Raw genomic sequence first — 15,165 nt, 5'->3', positions numbered from 1 at the left:
CAGCTCGTTTTGCGGCTTGATATAAAGGCAATACAGGATGTACCTGTTTTTTTAACTAGATAGGGGAAACACGTGAATAAATCAGAATTGATAGATCATATTGCTAATGCAGCCGGTATTTCTAAAGCCGCAGCCGCTCGTGCACTGGATGCAACGACAGAGGCAATCTCTGGTGCACTGAAAAAGGGTGATTTGGTAACATTGATTGGTTTTGGTACATTCTATGTAGGTGAGCGTTCTGCCCGTTCCGGCCGCAATCCACGTACTGGTGCGACAATTAACATCAAAGCTGCTAAATCTCCTAAATTTAGGGCTGGCAAAGGTCTGAAAGATGCTGTAAACTAGCGTGCTTTGGTTGAGCGCTAACATGCTCGGCCAGCTGTAGCAACACTTGGGTTGTTACGGGTGCTTAGCTCAGTTGGTAGAGCGTCGCCCTTACAAGGCGAATGTCAGCGGTTCGACCCCGTTAGCACCCACCAGACAATTTAAAAATCAAGAGTGCGATGTCTGCGCTCTTAATTTTTTAGGTCTTGCCATACTTAATAAATTACATTAATAAGTAACTATAAGTAGCGGTAAATAGTTAGAAAATAGTTGTTGAAATTATAAAAATAATCGTGCTATAATTTCGCTTTAACGATTACTGGAGCGGTAGTTCAGTTGGTTAGAATACCGGCCTGTCACGCCGGGGGTCGCGGGTTCGAGTCCCGTCCGCTCCGCCAACATAAAAACGAGTTAGGTTCATACCTAACTCGTTTTTTTTCGTCTCTATTCCAAGTTTTAGAATATGAATTATTTAACAGGTGTCGCTTTCTTATTTCGCCTGCGATCTAAGACTAGTCTGAATTGTTTTCATGGCATCTTGAACATCAGTATGCCCCTGCATTAATTTATCGTTTGCACCATTAGGTCGGCAGTCTTACAGGCTGAAAGGCTTAAACTGTAAACCGTGAATTTCTGCATACTTTTGCAGTCCTGCATTAATTCACCCAGAATCGATTTCCAGCCGCCTTTCGTGTATCTCTGGCCCCCTCATCTAGATCGAGGCTGCAATGTGGTTTCTTGCGATTCCTTGGCCCTCTTTAAAGCTTCTCTTAGCTCATTTGTACATTCAACCAATCCTGGTGACTTATTGCCAACAATAACCTTTGTATTTATTGGAGCAGGAGCCGCATCGGTGGCAGTTGGCGAAGTATTCAGCGAGGATGTGTAAGATTATTCCTACATTGTCTTACAGTTTTATGTAGGATAAACTAACCTGATATTTATATCGAGGATATGTATGCGCATTAAATTAACAGCACTGGTACTATGTTTGTTATTAATGTCATTTGTATTTTATGGTGGAATAATTGTTAAAAAGAACCATGAGGAATGCTTAAAAATAAAAGAAAAGAATTCGGAACAAATTTGCAATACTAGCCATGAAATAACTGCCTAACGAAATTAGACATAAACAAACACCCGCTCCGGCGGGTTTTTTTATTTTTAGGGGTGTGATGAAAGAGCAGATAGAAAGTAATCATTTGGCAAGTAAGGGTTCTGAAATCACTGCGGTTGGGACTGGTTTGTTTATCATAGTCACCGGCGTGATTAGCAGTGTCACGATCGGTGAATGGGCAGCTGCAGTCGGAATTATGGTTGCTATGTCTGGGTTGGTATACCGCCATCCCGAAAGTAATTTAGTATCAAGTAGGTCAACTGTAGAAATCACGGCCGCTAAAACTCCTGCTGGGGAAGGTGATCAAGAAATCGGCCAGTAATCACATAGGGATATCGTCACAACCGTAGAGCAGGTTCTGATTAATGGTGCGGAAAATGTTCAGACGTGTAAAAGAGGGTGGAATCATGCACGATAAGTTGATTGGTACACTCACGAATGTGCATTCGTAATTGAAACAAAAAGTAATGTAATTGTTTTAGCTTAAACTATGTTGTTCTTTTATTTGGATTTGGTAATTGAATGCCGTCACTAATCTTCTGTAAAGATTTTACTATTGGTTCTATTTGTTCCCATTTGGAATGTACCTGTTCCACATAAGGTTTAACGGTAGTTGATGGGTCAGTATAATGCTCTAAAAGTTTGCTATCGCTTAAACTTTTGGCGGTTATATATCTTTTTTCAGCATTTAAAATTAGATCAAATAATTCTTGGAATTCGAATATTGAAGTTTCCGTTTCTTCATAGGTTACAGGGTTTATGGTATCTATTGAAGAAAGCTTAAACATGACCCACCATAGCCTAATATAAAAAGGTTTATGTGACTGGTTGTAGTTTGGAATCTGTTTTTCTATAAATTCTCTTAGATATATGAATACACCTAATAACAAAAACTTTTTGCTTTCAATTTGAGGAATTTCAGGATGGTTACCTTTGAGGATATTGTTTATATGCCTAAATGTCCCTGCGATAGCGAATAGATCCGCATCGTATTCAAGTGCATCTATGTAACCGATTTTAACGTGTCTCGCTTCATGATGTGATCTTGCGAAATGAAAGAATTCATGTGCAATAATCCACAAAAACATTGACACAGAGGTGTTCTCGCGCATTGCGTCTGAGCTAAAAAAAAGAGGAATATTTTGGTTTATTTTTTCAATTTCGTTAAACACTCCATGTGTAACAACAATTTTTCCATCTGTTTGTGAATGAGCATTAAATACATCATTAGCAGATAGATATATTTCAATCGGCGGGCCTTCGTAGTCATAATTCAAGCAAAACGCTTCAATCATCTTTTCAGCGGCTAGGCATACGTACTCGAAAGCGGGTAAGTTTTTTTCCTTTAAATACTCTCTCCATCGTTCTGAGTGCATAAGTTATCCTTTTCTAATTTGCTTCATCTGATTTTGATTCTTTGCGTCTGCCATTAGGCATCGAGCCTAGTTCCGCTAAGGGCCAGTAGACTTACAACAGCTAGAGGGAAAGAGGTCAGTGCCTTTGTAATAGCTAATTTAAAAGTAGAGTAACAGTTGGAAGATACCTCATTCCGGGTCTTGGCGATTGCGCTTTTTCAGCCCATTTAGTCCCTAATTTTTCATCTATTGTCGCCATAAGTTCATACGTGATTTGTCGTATAGTTGCAGAAGCGATGTTCGTTTGAATTGGTTTAATAGACTCCGGTTCGGATCCAGCCATTATGTTATGAAAATCCTGGCACAGGTCGCTGAAGTCTGCGTCGATATCAGGATCTACGTGGCTTCCTCCATCCTGATTGGCCATGATAGTAACTATATTTTTCCTTGAAAATATCTTTTCATTGCTATTCTCGATAAACGGTGTTTCCCACCAGTCATTGAAGTCTGTTGGCGATTGAATGCAGCTATGTAGTGCTGCTTCAGGGATATATCTATTTTTAACTAATGGTGCCATAAATTTCCATTCACCATTCATGCTACATGGAATAACTAAACCAGTTTCAGCAGGTGAGGGCCTTGCAGTAAATCCACCTTCAGCAGCCTCGGTTTTACTGTATGCAACAATTAATCGGTCCTTTCTTATACCGGAATCAATGAAAGATAATTCACTAAGTAATCCGATTTGCTGTAGTAATGCGTGGCTTCTTTTGGATGGATTGTGATGGAGCAATATTCTTAATCTACCAGCCATGCTTTCTGCATGGAATTCATGGCCGGCATCATAAGCTTTGCAGTCGGTTACAAGCATTTCCATTTGATTATGGAATTTTTTGTCCAATTCACCAGGTGGTCTGGGTCTTTTAGTTTTATTCATATTTTCCTCGGTTACTTTTATTGCTGTACTTAACATGAAAATTAACTGTATTGAGACTATTTATGAGTAAAGAAATTCCTACAATATACCAAATATACAATCAATAGTTCGTCCCAATCGGTTATTTAGCTGGGACTTTTAAATTCTTGCTTCATTGCCCAAGGCTGGCCAAAACCTTGGCTGCCAACAATTAACTTACCTTTCCCCATTTTTCTATTCACAGCATTCATAGCCTACATTAGTCGATTGCTCTTGCTATCAGGCTCCATATTACTGAACATGTCATTCTGAATGCACCACACGTATTCAATGCTTTTTAAAAGCATCTGCCGGGATATTTTCCTTTTCCGTTTTTCTTATCCTCCCTGATGAATGCTGTGGCATAAGCCTAGCGCATGCAAAAGCATATGGCGATGGCTGCACACAGGCGGTTTTGACCTGTTTATGGTATAGTTTGCTGTTGCAAAAAATCAGGTAATGGAAACTAGAAAATGTTAGAAGCATTAAGAAAACATACACAAGGATGGATGGCAAAAATCATTTTGGCACTGATAGTGGTGCCATTTGCATTGTTTGGGATCGATTCATATCTTAACCAGGCCGGTGGCCAGGTCGCAGTGGCAAAAGTCGATGGCCAGAAGATCTCGCTGCAGGAGTATTCCAATGCGGTTGAGAATGCGCGTAACTATATGCAATCCCAGGGCCAGAAAGTCGACACTGCCATGCTGGAAAGCCCGGCGTTCAAGCAGTCGGTGCTGGATAGCATCATTACGCGTCGCTTGATGGAAGGTGCGATCCAGGATTATCGTTTCCGCATCAGCGATGATCAGCTGAGCCAGCATGTGATTGGCATGCCGGAATTTCAGAGCAACGGCAAGTTCTCCGAGGAAACTTACAACCAGTTGCTGACACAGAACAAGCTGACGCCTGCCAAGTTTGAGCAAAACATCCGCAAAGACCTGGCCGTGCAACAAGTGCGCGATGGCATATCCAACCTGGTATTCATGCCGCAAAAGGTCGCTGAGCAGTCTCTGATGTCTGAATTCGAGCAGCGTGAAGTCTCTGTGGTGGATGTCAAAGTGTCTGATTTCGGCAATCAGGTCACTGTTAAACCAGAGCAGGTGCAAGCTTATTACAACCAGCACAAAACAAAATTCATTGCGCCAGCCAAGGTTAAATTGCAGTTTGCCTTGTTGTCTGCCGCCAGCCTGGTCGGGCAAGTTTCTGTGACCGATGAAGAAGTGAAGCAGGATTACGAAGAGAATGCTGCCAAGTACCAGGGTAACGAACAGCGTCAGGCCAGTCATATCCTGATCGGCTTCAGCAATACTGCCAGCGCAGCCGAAAAGGCCGCTGCAAAAGAAAAAGCAGAATCAGTCCTGCAACAGATCAAAGCCAACCCTAAAAGCTTTGAGAAGCTGGCGATCGAGTTTTCGCAAGACACAGGTTCTGCCGGCAAAGGCGGAGATCTGGGCAGTTTTGGCCGTGGTGCCATGGTTAAGCCATTTGAAAATGCCGCTTTCTCGATGAAAGTCGGTGAGATCAGCGACCTGGTGGAATCCGAGTTCGGCTACCACATCATCAAACTGACAGGGATCACTGGTGAGTCTTCAGATTTTGAAGCTATGAAACTCAAGATCAAAGCTGAGTTGCTGTTCCAGAAGGCACAAGCCAAATACGCTGAGCTGGCCGATGACTTTGGCAATACTGTGTATGAGCAGTCAGGCAGTTTAGAGCCGGTAGCCAAGAAGTTTGGTCTGCAGGTGCAAACATCCCCAGCCATGACCAAGGATGAGATCGCCAAGTTTTTCAAGAGTGAGCGTCTGGCCAGCCTGGTGTTTTCAGATGAAGTGCTGAAAGAAAAGCGCAATACCGAAGCAATTGAGATCTCTCCTAATAACCTGGTCGCAGCGAGGACAGTGGAATACATAGCAGAAGCTCCACGCAGCTTTGACGAGGTCAAAGGTGGGATAGAGGCCTTGCTGAGATCTGAAGCCGCTGGCAAGCTGGCGCAACAAAAAGGTGAGGCACTGCTGGCTGATCTGAAAGCCGGTAAAGCGGTGAATGCGGACTGGATCACGCCGGTGACCGTAGACCGCAGAAATGCGCAAGGCTTGACTGATTCTGTAATGAGAAATGTATTCAAGGTCAACACGCATAGCTTGCCAGCCTATTATGGCTTTAACGAAGCCAATCAGGGCTACACCGTGATTAAAGTGATCGCCGTGAACCAGAAGCTCAAAGATAGCCCGGAAGTGGCTGACAGGGCCTACAAAGCCTATCAGCAGGCATTAGGTGCCGAGATGTCACATGCATATGTGGCATCACTGAAAGCCAAGAAAGATATCCAGCTGAATGTGAAGGTGCTGATGTCTAACGCTAACAACTAGTTTGTTGCGTTAAAGTAAAAAAGGAGGGCTTGGCCCTCCTTTTTTTATTGGGTTTTTCAGAGCGGGTGACTGGCAGCTTGGCCGGGAATATAGTCCACTTCAACTTTTGCTATGAAATGGCCGTACTTCTACCCCAGCTCTGCAGGCGATCGCGGCCTTTTGCCCCCAGCTTAACGCATCATCCAGGTTGGGCGTTTCTACTACCCAGAAGCCGCCTACATATTCGTTGCTGTCTAAGTATAATCCTGACGTGACGCGCGCCTCACCATTCGCTTGTATCTGTATGGATCGGGCGCTGGCTGGCGCATTCAGGCCACCTACAAATACAATGATGCCCGCTGATCGCATGGCTTTATTCAAGTCAGTGATCGCTTGTGTCATGGCTGCATCTTCGGCTAGCCGCGGGTCATAGTCTGGCGGGCGGTGGATTGCGATTAAAAACTGCGGCATAGCCTACCTCTCATTTCTTTTGCCTCTCATTCCTTTTGCCTCTCATTCCATCAGTGATATAAGCGTTTAGCCGTTAGAGTGGGCAGCTTTGCAAAGGGGAGTGCAGGCTGCCAGCAGTCAGCCGGTAAAAATCATTTTTATATTTTTCCTGCATGCGTCACTTTTTATATGGTTCAGGCCATGGCCCACCAGCTTGACCTGGGCATAAGTGAGAGCGACGGCCACGCTGAATGCGATCAGATATTTAAGTAAAAAATGCGTGTCTATATTTTCAATAGTTTTAATCAAAGGAATATGCCAAAGGTATACCCAGATGGAGTTTCTCGCTATAAACAGCACCAGCGGTTTTAACTTTAAGCGCTCTATGCTGTGGTCTATGCCTGCGCTGTGTGTCCACAACAAGACTGAAATAAATACCGCATAGGAGAAATAGTAAACCGAAGGCGGATATTTCAGTGACTGGGTGGGGATGAATTCGCCATGCAGAAAAAACAGCCACATACCAGCGAGCAGGCATATGGACAGGCTCAGCAAGGCAAGCGTGTACAGTTGCCTGGTGCTGAGTCGGCCCATACGCAAACCGATGGCGAATATCAGGCCGTAAGCGATCAGGTAAAGCAGCACAGATGAGACTAGCTCGCCAGCGCCTGGCTGGATATATGGTAGTGAGCAATATCTCAATGTTTCATATGCCAGCAAGCTTAGAGCCAGCACCGTGAAATACCGGCTGTCACGCTCAGTGTTCTGGTGCCAGCGGAAAAGTAATGGTGAGATCAATGCGACTAGCAGGAACACGCGTATGATCCACACGTAGCCTATGCCCTCAAGCAAGCCATAAGAAGTGAGTACGGTAGTGGGATCAAGCTCGCCGCTGCCTGGATTGAAGGCGAAGATCGTCAGAAAATAAACTGTTAGAAAACTCCAGACCGGGAAAACCAGTCTTTTGATTCTTTTCCAGACGTAGGCGGGGTAGGGTTCATTGGCTTTGTAGCTCAGGCTGAAAGACATGGCAGAGACTAATACCATCAGGGGCACGTCGAAGTTTCTGAGCTGGAACAGTAATCCTGGTGGGTCCACATGCGCAAGAATGATCATGGATAGACCAATAAATCTTAGAATGTCTATTCTATCGTCCCTCAAGGCGACTCCTTTCCAGGCCAGTATCAAACTTTGATTCGGGAGAATAATTTTTATTTTAACTGCCTTATAAAAAATAATTTTTATATTTTATTAAATTAATTCAGTTATAAATAAATATTTAGTACACCTTAATATAAAAATGAAGTATTTTTTATAAGACCATATGGCCAGCAATTATTTTGCGATGGCTTGCAAAATAATCAACTAAACCTGGCCATTTTTTTGTCATTATTCTATCTTTTGCCAGCCTGACTTTTAAAGTTATAAAAGGCAAATAATAAAAAACGCCTGACTATGACAGTGCAGGCGTTTTTTGTAGCTTAGCGCAGTATCAATCGATCTGACCGGCAGCCGTGATATTCATACCACCATCGACATAGGTGATCTCGCCGGTCACACCAGAGGCGAGGTCACTGCTGAGGAAGGCGGCAACGTTACCGACTTCTTCTATGGTCACGTTACGGCGCAGGGCGGCGTGTTTTTCGTTAAAGCCTATCATTTTGTCAAAGTCGGCGATCCCTGAAGCAGCCAGGGTCTTGATCGGGCCGGCAGAGATGGCGTTGACACGGATACCGCGCGGGCCCAGGCTTTGTGCCAGGTAGCGTACGTTGGCTTCCAGGCTGGCTTTGGCCACGCCCATGACGTTGTAGTTAGGCATGGTGCGCTCAGCGCCCAGGTAACTCAGCGTCAGCAGGCTACCGTTACGGCCCTGCATCATAGGATAGGCTGCTTTCGCCATGGCCGAAAAGCTATATGAGCTGATGTCGTGCGCGATATGGAAGTACTCGCGACTGATGTTATCCAGGTAATCACCAGCCAGTGCGACTTTGGGCACAAAGGCGATGGAGTGCACTAAACCGTCCAGGCCATCCCAGACTTTTGCCAGTTCTACGAACAGGTTGTCGATCTGGGCATCTTCGGCCACATCACAGGGGAGTACTAAAGTGGATTCAAAGTCTGCTGCGAGATCACGGACCCGGGTTTCGTGTTTGTCGACTTGATAGGTAAAGGCCAGTTCAGCGCCTTGACGTTTCATAGCGGCTGCAATGCCGTATGCGATTGAGCGGTTGCTGAGCAAACCGGCGATCAGAATTTTTTTTCCAGCAAGAAATGCCATGCTTGATCCTGTTTGGTAGTTTATTAAACGGTCAGCGTCTGGTGTTGGACCTGGGGTCAAACACGTCACGCAAACCTTCACCGAGCAGATTATACCCTAACACCGTGATTAAGATGGCAAGTCCGGGGTAGAGCGAAAGCCACCAGGCAAATTGGATATACTCTTTGCCATCAGTCAGTATATTGCCCCAGGAAGCTTGTGGCGCCTGCACACCCAGGCCGAGAAAGCTGAGGCCGGACTCCAGAAGAACGGCGCTGGCGATGCCTAATACCACGCTCACCAGTACCGGCGTCAGGCTATTGGGCAGGCAATGCCTGAATATCACCCGCCAGTCTTGCGCACCGAGTGCGGTAGATGCGGTGACGAATTCGCGCTGGGTGAGGCTGAGAAACTCTGCCCGTACCAGTCGCGTCACACTCATCCATGAGGTGAGGCCTATCACTATCATGACGTTGGTGATGGAAGGGCTTAAAAAGGCGATCACGGCCAGGATCAGGAAGAAACTGGGGATAGACAGCATGATATCGACCAGGCGCATGATAATGGTGTCTGTCCAGCCGCGATAATAACCGGCAATGGCACCCAGGATGACGCCTATCACGGTGGAGATGCCCACCGCGACCAGGCCGACCAGCAAGGAGACTCTGCCGCCAAACAGCATGCGGCTCCAGACATCGCGACCCAGGCCGTCGGTGCCCATCCAGTGCTGCCAGGAGGGTGCCAGCAGGATCTGCTTGACGTTGATGTCATCTGGGTCATACGGTGCCAGCCACGGTGCGAGCAGAGCCAGCATCAATATCAGGCTGATCATGCATAAACCGGCTACGGCCAAGGGATTGTGTAAGATTCTTTTCATGGATGTATCGTCAGGTCAGCGCTTAAGCATCACCCCTTTGCGCAGTCGCGGATCTGCCCATGCATAGGCGAGGTCAGCCAGCAGGCTGCCTAGCAGGGTGAGCGCCGAGCCTATGGTCAATATCCCCATCACCACCGGAAAATCGCGCATCATCACCGCTTCATAAAATAACTTGCCCATGCCGGGGATGGCAAAAATAGTCTCGGCGATCACCGAGCCACCGATCAGGCCAGGCAGCGACAGGCCTATCAGCGTGATCAGCGGCAATAAGGCATTACGCAGGGCGTGTCTATAAGTGACAGTGTGGTCACTCAGGCCTTTGGCGCGCGCGGTAGTGACGTAATCCTGGCTCAACACATCCAGCATGCCGTTTTTCACGAACAGGGTGATGCTTGCCAGACCAGTGATGGATGGGATCACCACCGGCAGGAACAAGTGCATGAACAGATCCTGGCCTTTTTGCCAGAAGCCCAGCTGCTCGTAATTGAGGCTATGCATGCCGGAGATGGGAAACCAGGGGTGTATCACGCCCAGCCAGTACATCAGCAGCAATGACAGCCAGAATCCGGGGATAGAGAAACCGATAAAGTTGAACAGGGTGATGCTGCGGTCCGGCCATTGCCCGTAGCGTTTTGCCGCCAGCACCCCTAAGGGGATACCCAGCGACAGGGTGATGAGCAAGCCGGCGATATTCATGAGCAGGGTGATGGGCAGGGCTTGTTGTATCATGCCCGGCATCTCGTTGCCGTCTTTATCTTTTTCGGCCCAGAATACCGGCCGCTGGTGGCTGGCAAATGAATGCCCGAAATCCAGATGCGCAAGGCGCTGCATCCATAAGCCATATTGCACGATCACCGGCTTATCCAGATTGTATAACTCACGCAGTTTTTGCCTGGATTCTTCAGAAGACTTGGGGTCGAACGCAGACTCAGTGCTGGTGATATCGCCAGGTGCCAGATGCATGATGAAAAATGAGATCAGGCTGATGCCTACCAGCATAGGCAGCATCCATAACAGTCGTCTGAGCAGGTAACTTAGCATATCATTCGGCCTGCATCTGGGTACGTCTTAACGAAAATGGGATATACCATTTCTGGGAATCGTAGCTCACCCCGGCTGGCGGCACCGGGTTCATGATCCCTTGCACGCGCTTGTGGATGGCGGTCAGCCCATAACCGGCAGACAAATACACGATAGGACTGTCCTGATACAAGGCTTCGGCAAACTGGTGATAAATATGCATACGTTTTTCGGGGTCAAACTCACTACGCCCCTGTTCCAGCAATTTATCGACCTCAGCATTATGGTAACCAATAAAATTGAACTGCCCGGGTTTTTGCTGGCTGGAATGCCAGATGCCATACTGGTCTGGTTCCAGCCCTAGTTGCCAGCCCATCACCACGGCATCGAAATCCCCGGTTTTAATAAAGCGGGTGATAAAACTGGCCCATTCAATTGTGCGGATACGTACCTCGATGCCGACTGCTTTCAGTCGGCGTTGAATGATGACCACGGTCTTTTCACGTTCTTTATTGCCGTGGTTGGTCAGTACTTCAAAAGACAGTTTTTTGCCATCGCGTTCAACATAGCCATCGCCGTCAGTATCTTTGTAACCAGCTTCTGCCAGTAAACTGCGCGCGAGTACCGGGTCGAATGGGTAGGGCTTTAACTGGGGGTTACTCCAGCGTGTGCCAGGTTTGTACGGCGAAGCGATCTGTACACCCAGGCCCAGGTTGACACCATCAATGATCTCCTGCTTATCAATGGCATAGTTAATGGCTTTGCGTATGCGCACGTCTTTGAATAACGGGCGTTTCAGGTTAAAACCGAGGTAAGTGTAGCTATTGCCCAGCGCCTTGTACTGGTTCAGTTTGGCTTGCAGTTCCGGGCGTGACGGAATAATGCGGGCATAGGTGACAGGGTCCATATTCATGCTGTCTATATGGTCGGCCATCAGTTCAAGAAACTGCGCACCAGGGTCGGGAATAATGCGTTCTATCAGTGTATCGATCTGCGCTTGCCCCAGCACAGATTTTGGGTTGCGTTCCAGCTTGATATATTCGCCGTGCCGCCACTCCTTGAGCTGGTAGTAATGGCTGCCCATAGGTTTTTGCCCAAAGCTGGAGGTGTGTATGTCCTGGCCAGCCAGTTTGTGCTTGGGCAATATCTGCATGCCGGCCCAGCTGTCCAGCGCCGGAGAAAAAGCCTGGTCATAATGGACGATAAAAGTCAGTTTATCCGGCGTTTCGGCTTTGGTGACTAACTGATAATCGGATGCATAAGGGCTACGGGTCTTTTCATCAATGATCAATTGCCAGGTGAAAAATACGTCTGCACTGGTGAGCGGCTGGCCGTCAGCCCATACCAGGCCTGGTTTTAAACGGAAAGTGATGGTTTTCTGGTCGGCTGCGACTTGCCAGGAGGCGGCCAGCTCACCCTTCAGATCCAGATTCTGGTCATAAGTGAGCAAAGTATTGAACAGGTTGCCAGTGATTGCGCTGGAGGCGGACTCTCCCGCCACCATGAAGATCAGTCCGCTGGGGTCGGATGGCATCACATCGATCAGGGTGCCGCCTGGCTCGGGAGCGTAAGTCTGTTGGTGAGGCGCGTTATTCTGCGCTGAGTTATCTGAGCTGCAGGCTGCCAGCCAGCTGCACAAAAGAATGATCAGGAATTGACGATGAACCATGTGCAATTTTATAGGCGCAATTTTAAAGGTGCAGTTTTATTGGTTTGGCAAGTTTTGCTGTTTAGGCTAGCCTGCAAAGTGCCTGAGAACACTCATCATATACACATTTTATTATTTATGACTGGTTTTGCTTTTTTTTGTCGTCGATGTACTGGTCTTCCTGGCTGAAGAAGAGGTTTTTTTAGCGCGGTGGCTAGTGGCTGACGACGATCTGCTAGCGCTGCCTTTTGTGGCATGTGCGCTAGAGCTCTTTTTACCAGACCCGCTGGACGTGCTTTCCTGCTGCTCGAATTGCAGTGTCTGGCCCGCGGTCAGGCTTTTGCTCTTTAAATGGTTCTGCTGCATGATCTGTTTGGAACTGACGCCATAACGTTTTGCCAGTTTGGAAAGCGTGTCGCCTTGCTTTACTTTATGCGAAATAGCCGTGTACTTATTGGCCGAGGCTTTTTCCACCGCCACTTCGATAGGGATCTGCGCCATGGCGACCGCGTCTATAGGCTTGGTCAGGGTTGAATGGTTGCCAGCTGGCACTAACAAGGTCCTGCGCACGATCAGGTTTCTGTTCGGCTTGAGGTTATTGGTTGCGCTGAGTTCATACAGGCTGATATCAAAACGATTGGCGATATCGCCCAGGCGCTCGCCACGTTTGGGATGATAACTATGCCAGTTGGATAAGGGGCGCGTGTAACCATTTAAATTGTTGGTGAAATTGCTGGCCGCCCAGGTCGGCAATAGCAGCTTCTGGAAACTGTTCTCGGTGATCAGCACTGGCCGTGTGAAGCTGGGGTTCAGCGCGCTGAACTCTTCGAGCGAGATGCCGGCCAGTTCTGCCGCCAGTTTGGCATCTATCTTATTCGGTGCCTGCACGGTGGTGAAATACGGTTTGTTAGGGATCTCATTCAAGGTCAGCCCGTATTGCTCCGGCCGAAAAACAATGTTTTTGATCGCCTGCAGCTTGGGCACATAGTTACGTGTCTCGTCCGGCAGTGACAAATGCTGGTAATCGGTAGGCAGGCCTAGCTGGCGGTTGCGCTCTATGGCACGCGCTACTGTGCCTTCACCGGCATTGTAGGCCGCCAGCGCCAGGTCCCAGGCGCCGAACATGGTGTAGAGTTTTTGCAGGTAATTGAGTGCCGCTTGTGTCGCGGCGGTCACGTCTTTACGCGAGTCTTTCCAGTAGTTCTGCTTGAGTCCGAAATCTTTGCCGGTGGAAGGGATGAACTGCCAGATGCCTGAAGCCTTGCTGGTGGATAAGGCTTTAGGGTTAAAGCCGCTTTCTATCATGGGCAGCAGGGCGATCTCGGTCGGCATGCCGCGTTTTTCTACTTCTACCACGATGTGATACAGGTATTTTTTGCTGCGTTCCAGCATGCGCGAGACATAATCAGGGCGTGACGCGTACCACTGCTCATGTTTATTGGTGTAGGTCGAATCGATATCCGGCATGTTGAAACCGTCACGCACGCGGTCCCACAAGCTTTCTTGTAGTGTCAGTGCATCTTCAAACTGGTAGCTGGAACTGTAACTTTCAGAGTCGGTCTCGCCGAAGTTCTCATCATAACTGCCATTGTCAGTCGACAGCGTCGCTGGCTCTACGTACTCAGCCATCACCAGCATAGGAAAGGCTGAAAAAGTGATACATAGCAGTAATTCATTAAAACGCATGACGGTGTTTCTAAATCCTGAGACTGATGCAAAAGGCCATGTGCGGACATTGAGTGTCCGGGCATGAAAGCCTATGCATGCATTGATCAAACCTGAGTGGCCGTTGAGCACTGTCAGACAGCATGTGAGTGACGTAACGTATACGAGCGCTTAAAGGAGGACATCATTCTACGTTAATTTCCCGGTGAGACAAGCCCTTGCGCCCATGCTGAGTTTGTGCGTGCGCATGGCCTGGGATAAAACATATTTCCTAAAACACATTCCGTCTTGCACGCAGCTCGGCAAACACATCCACCGGCTGCCAGTGATAAAAGGCAGCTTGCTGGCTGAGTACCAGGCAACGTAAAAAGGGATTGGTTGCTTTTTCTAATGCCAGCGTCGTCGGTAGCGTGGGCAGTTGCCGTTGGCGCAGGGCGGCGGTCTCTTGCGCGCGTTGCTGCAAGGCAGCGTTCTCCGGTTCCACAGTCAGTGCGAATGCGATGTTATGCGCGGTATATTCGTGCGCCGGGTAGATCAGGGTCGTAGCGGGCAACGCCGCGATACGTTGTAGCGACGCATACATTTGTGGCGGGCTGCCCTCAAACAGACGGCCACATCCGGCGCCAAAAATAATATCACCGCTGAATAGATGCTGCTGATTGATATAGAAGGCGATATGGTCCAGTGTATGGCCGGGCAGCGACAACACCACACACGATAGGTCAGGGAAGGTCTCGAATACGATCTGCTCGCCGTCTTTTACCCTGACAGCATCCAGTGCGCGGTAGGCAGCATGGTCGTTGTCAGGTGCATACACCGGGCAGCGCCAGTGCTGCTGCAAAGCCAGTGCGCCGTCAGTATGATCGGCGTGGTGATGGGTCAGTAAAATGCCGTCCAGCTGGTAACCGCCAGCCTCCAGCGCCTGTTGCACCACGCTGGCATCACCGGGGTCAACCACCAATGCGTGCCTGCCGGCATGTATCAACCATAAATAGTTATCGTTAAATGCGGGCAGGGCAGTGATTTGTATACTTGCAGAAGTTTCTTGCATCACGCATCATTGAGAAAACACTCACTGTTGTCAAGAACGGCTGTGATCCATGCCAGCAGCATTGATGATGATTAATTCTTTTGCCGGAGCCTAAT

14 protein-coding genes and 2 tRNA genes are annotated in these 15,165 nt (G+C 48.0%); 5 read left to right on the top strand and 11 right to left on the bottom strand.

The features are described 5' to 3' along the window. Positions 1-72: 72 nt before the first annotated feature. The 4 genes from ACT6RZ_RS11095 (at position 73) to ACT6RZ_RS11080 (ending at position 1,763) form a co-directional block, all read left to right on the top strand. Positions 73-345, top strand: coding sequence for an HU family DNA-binding protein (locus tag ACT6RZ_RS11095; RefSeq protein ID WP_055825077.1), 273 nt, complete (start codon positions 73-75; stop codon positions 343-345). Positions 346-403: 58 nt separating this feature from the next. Next, positions 404-479, top strand: a tRNA-Val gene (locus ACT6RZ_RS11090). A 166-nt stretch (positions 480-645) separates the two neighbouring features. Beyond that, positions 646-722: transfer RNA gene (locus ACT6RZ_RS11085), tRNA-Asp, on the top strand. A 777-nt stretch (positions 723-1,499) separates the two neighbouring features. Further along, on the top strand, positions 1,500-1,763 hold the full coding sequence (locus tag ACT6RZ_RS11080; protein WP_444702170.1) for a hypothetical protein: 264 nt from the start codon (positions 1,500-1,502) through the stop codon (positions 1,761-1,763). Positions 1,764-1,929: 166 nt separating this feature from the next. Here ACT6RZ_RS11080 and ACT6RZ_RS11075 read toward each other — a convergent pair whose 3' ends face one another. The 3 genes from ACT6RZ_RS11075 to ACT6RZ_RS11065 all read right to left on the bottom strand — a co-directional run bounded on the left by ACT6RZ_RS11075 (position 1,930) and on the right by ACT6RZ_RS11065 (position 3,963). Beyond that, complete coding sequence (locus ACT6RZ_RS11075) at positions 1,930-2,817, bottom strand: hypothetical protein (protein ID WP_444702169.1); 888 nt, start codon at positions 2,815-2,817, stop codon at positions 1,930-1,932. Between the two features lie 133 nt (positions 2,818-2,950). Beyond that, positions 2,951-3,769 carry a hypothetical protein gene (locus tag ACT6RZ_RS11070; protein ID WP_444702168.1) on the bottom strand — a complete coding sequence of 273 codons (819 nt, stop codon included), beginning with the start codon at positions 3,767-3,769 and terminating at the stop codon, positions 2,951-2,953. 89 nt (positions 3,770-3,858) lie between these two features. Continuing rightward, entirely contained in the window at positions 3,859-3,963 is a 105-nt protein-coding gene (locus tag ACT6RZ_RS11065) for a DUF4113 domain-containing protein (protein ID WP_444702167.1), read from the bottom strand. A 261-nt stretch (positions 3,964-4,224) separates the two neighbouring features. Between ACT6RZ_RS11065 and ACT6RZ_RS11060 the strand changes: the two genes are divergently transcribed. Next, positions 4,225-6,123, top strand: coding sequence for a SurA N-terminal domain-containing protein (locus ACT6RZ_RS11060; RefSeq protein ID WP_444702166.1), 1,899 nt, complete (start codon positions 4,225-4,227; stop codon positions 6,121-6,123). A 99-nt stretch (positions 6,124-6,222) separates the two neighbouring features. Here ACT6RZ_RS11060 and ACT6RZ_RS11055 read toward each other — a convergent pair whose 3' ends face one another. The 8 genes from ACT6RZ_RS11055 to gloB all read right to left on the bottom strand — a co-directional run bounded on the left by ACT6RZ_RS11055 (position 6,223) and on the right by gloB (position 15,070). Continuing rightward, entirely contained in the window at positions 6,223-6,573 is a 351-nt protein-coding gene (locus ACT6RZ_RS11055; RefSeq protein ID WP_444702165.1) for a YciI family protein, read from the bottom strand. Positions 6,574-6,690: 117 nt separating this feature from the next. Continuing rightward, the gene (locus ACT6RZ_RS11050) at positions 6,691-7,713 is read right to left on the bottom strand and encodes an acyltransferase family protein (protein ID WP_444702164.1); all 1,023 of its coding nucleotides are present in this window, start codon (positions 7,711-7,713) and stop codon (positions 6,691-6,693) included. Positions 7,714-8,044: 331 nt separating this feature from the next. Next, on the bottom strand, positions 8,045-8,830 hold the full coding sequence (locus tag ACT6RZ_RS11045) for an enoyl-ACP reductase FabI (RefSeq protein ID WP_055825068.1): 786 nt from the start codon (positions 8,828-8,830) through the stop codon (positions 8,045-8,047). 31 nt (positions 8,831-8,861) lie between these two features. Beyond that, positions 8,862-9,686, bottom strand: coding sequence for an ABC transporter permease (locus tag ACT6RZ_RS11040; RefSeq protein ID WP_444702163.1), 825 nt, complete (start codon positions 9,684-9,686; stop codon positions 8,862-8,864). A 15-nt stretch (positions 9,687-9,701) separates the two neighbouring features. After that, positions 9,702-10,727, bottom strand: a complete 1,026-nt coding sequence (locus tag ACT6RZ_RS11035) for an ABC transporter permease (protein WP_444702162.1) — start codon at positions 10,725-10,727, stop codon at positions 9,702-9,704. Position 10,728: 1 nt separating this feature from the next. Beyond that, positions 10,729-12,375, bottom strand: a complete 1,647-nt coding sequence (locus ACT6RZ_RS11030) for a peptide-binding protein (RefSeq protein WP_444702161.1) — start codon at positions 12,373-12,375, stop codon at positions 10,729-10,731. A gap of 111 nt (positions 12,376-12,486) precedes the next feature. Beyond that, positions 12,487-14,040: a transglycosylase SLT domain-containing protein gene (locus ACT6RZ_RS11025; protein WP_444702160.1), complete on the bottom strand. Its 1,554-nt coding sequence runs from the start codon at positions 14,038-14,040 to the stop codon at positions 12,487-12,489. Positions 14,041-14,290: 250 nt separating this feature from the next. Further along, entirely contained in the window at positions 14,291-15,070 is a 780-nt protein-coding gene (gloB, locus tag ACT6RZ_RS11020; protein ID WP_444702159.1) for a hydroxyacylglutathione hydrolase, read from the bottom strand. Positions 15,071-15,165 lie beyond the last annotated feature (95 nt).

Source organism: Methylophilus sp. (genome assembly GCF_052437885.1).
GTDB lineage: Bacteria > Pseudomonadota > Gammaproteobacteria > Burkholderiales > Methylophilaceae > Methylophilus.
This window is presented reverse-complemented; position numbering and strand designations above follow the sequence as displayed.

Coding starts and splice junctions, on each gene's coding strand:
- ACT6RZ_RS11045 (WP_055825068.1), bottom strand. CDS start 8,830: ATGGCATTTCTTGCTGGAAAAAAAATTCTGATCGCCGGTTTGCTCAGC.
- ACT6RZ_RS11060 (WP_444702166.1), top strand. CDS start 4,225: ATGTTAGAAGCATTAAGAAAACATACACAAGGATGGATGGCAAAAATC.
- ACT6RZ_RS11040 (WP_444702163.1), bottom strand. CDS start 9,686: ATGAAAAGAATCTTACACAATCCCTTGGCCGTAGCCGGTTTATGCATG.
- gloB (WP_444702159.1), bottom strand. CDS start 15,070: ATGCAAGAAACTTCTGCAAGTATACAAATCACTGCCCTGCCCGCATTT.
- ACT6RZ_RS11080 (WP_444702170.1), top strand. CDS start 1,500: ATGAAAGAGCAGATAGAAAGTAATCATTTGGCAAGTAAGGGTTCTGAA.
- ACT6RZ_RS11025 (WP_444702160.1), bottom strand. CDS start 14,040: ATGCGTTTTAATGAATTACTGCTATGTATCACTTTTTCAGCCTTTCCT.
- ACT6RZ_RS11075 (WP_444702169.1), bottom strand. CDS start 2,817: ATGCACTCAGAACGATGGAGAGAGTATTTAAAGGAAAAAAACTTACCC.
- ACT6RZ_RS11030 (WP_444702161.1), bottom strand. CDS start 12,375: ATGGTTCATCGTCAATTCCTGATCATTCTTTTGTGCAGCTGGCTGGCA.
- ACT6RZ_RS11065 (WP_444702167.1), bottom strand. CDS start 3,963: ATGAATGCTGTGAATAGAAAAATGGGGAAAGGTAAGTTAATTGTTGGC.
- ACT6RZ_RS11035 (WP_444702162.1), bottom strand. CDS start 10,727: ATGCTAAGTTACCTGCTCAGACGACTGTTATGGATGCTGCCTATGCTG.
- ACT6RZ_RS11055 (WP_444702165.1), bottom strand. CDS start 6,573: ATGCCGCAGTTTTTAATCGCAATCCACCGCCCGCCAGACTATGACCCG.
- ACT6RZ_RS11070 (WP_444702168.1), bottom strand. CDS start 3,769: ATGTTAAGTACAGCAATAAAAGTAACCGAGGAAAATATGAATAAAACT.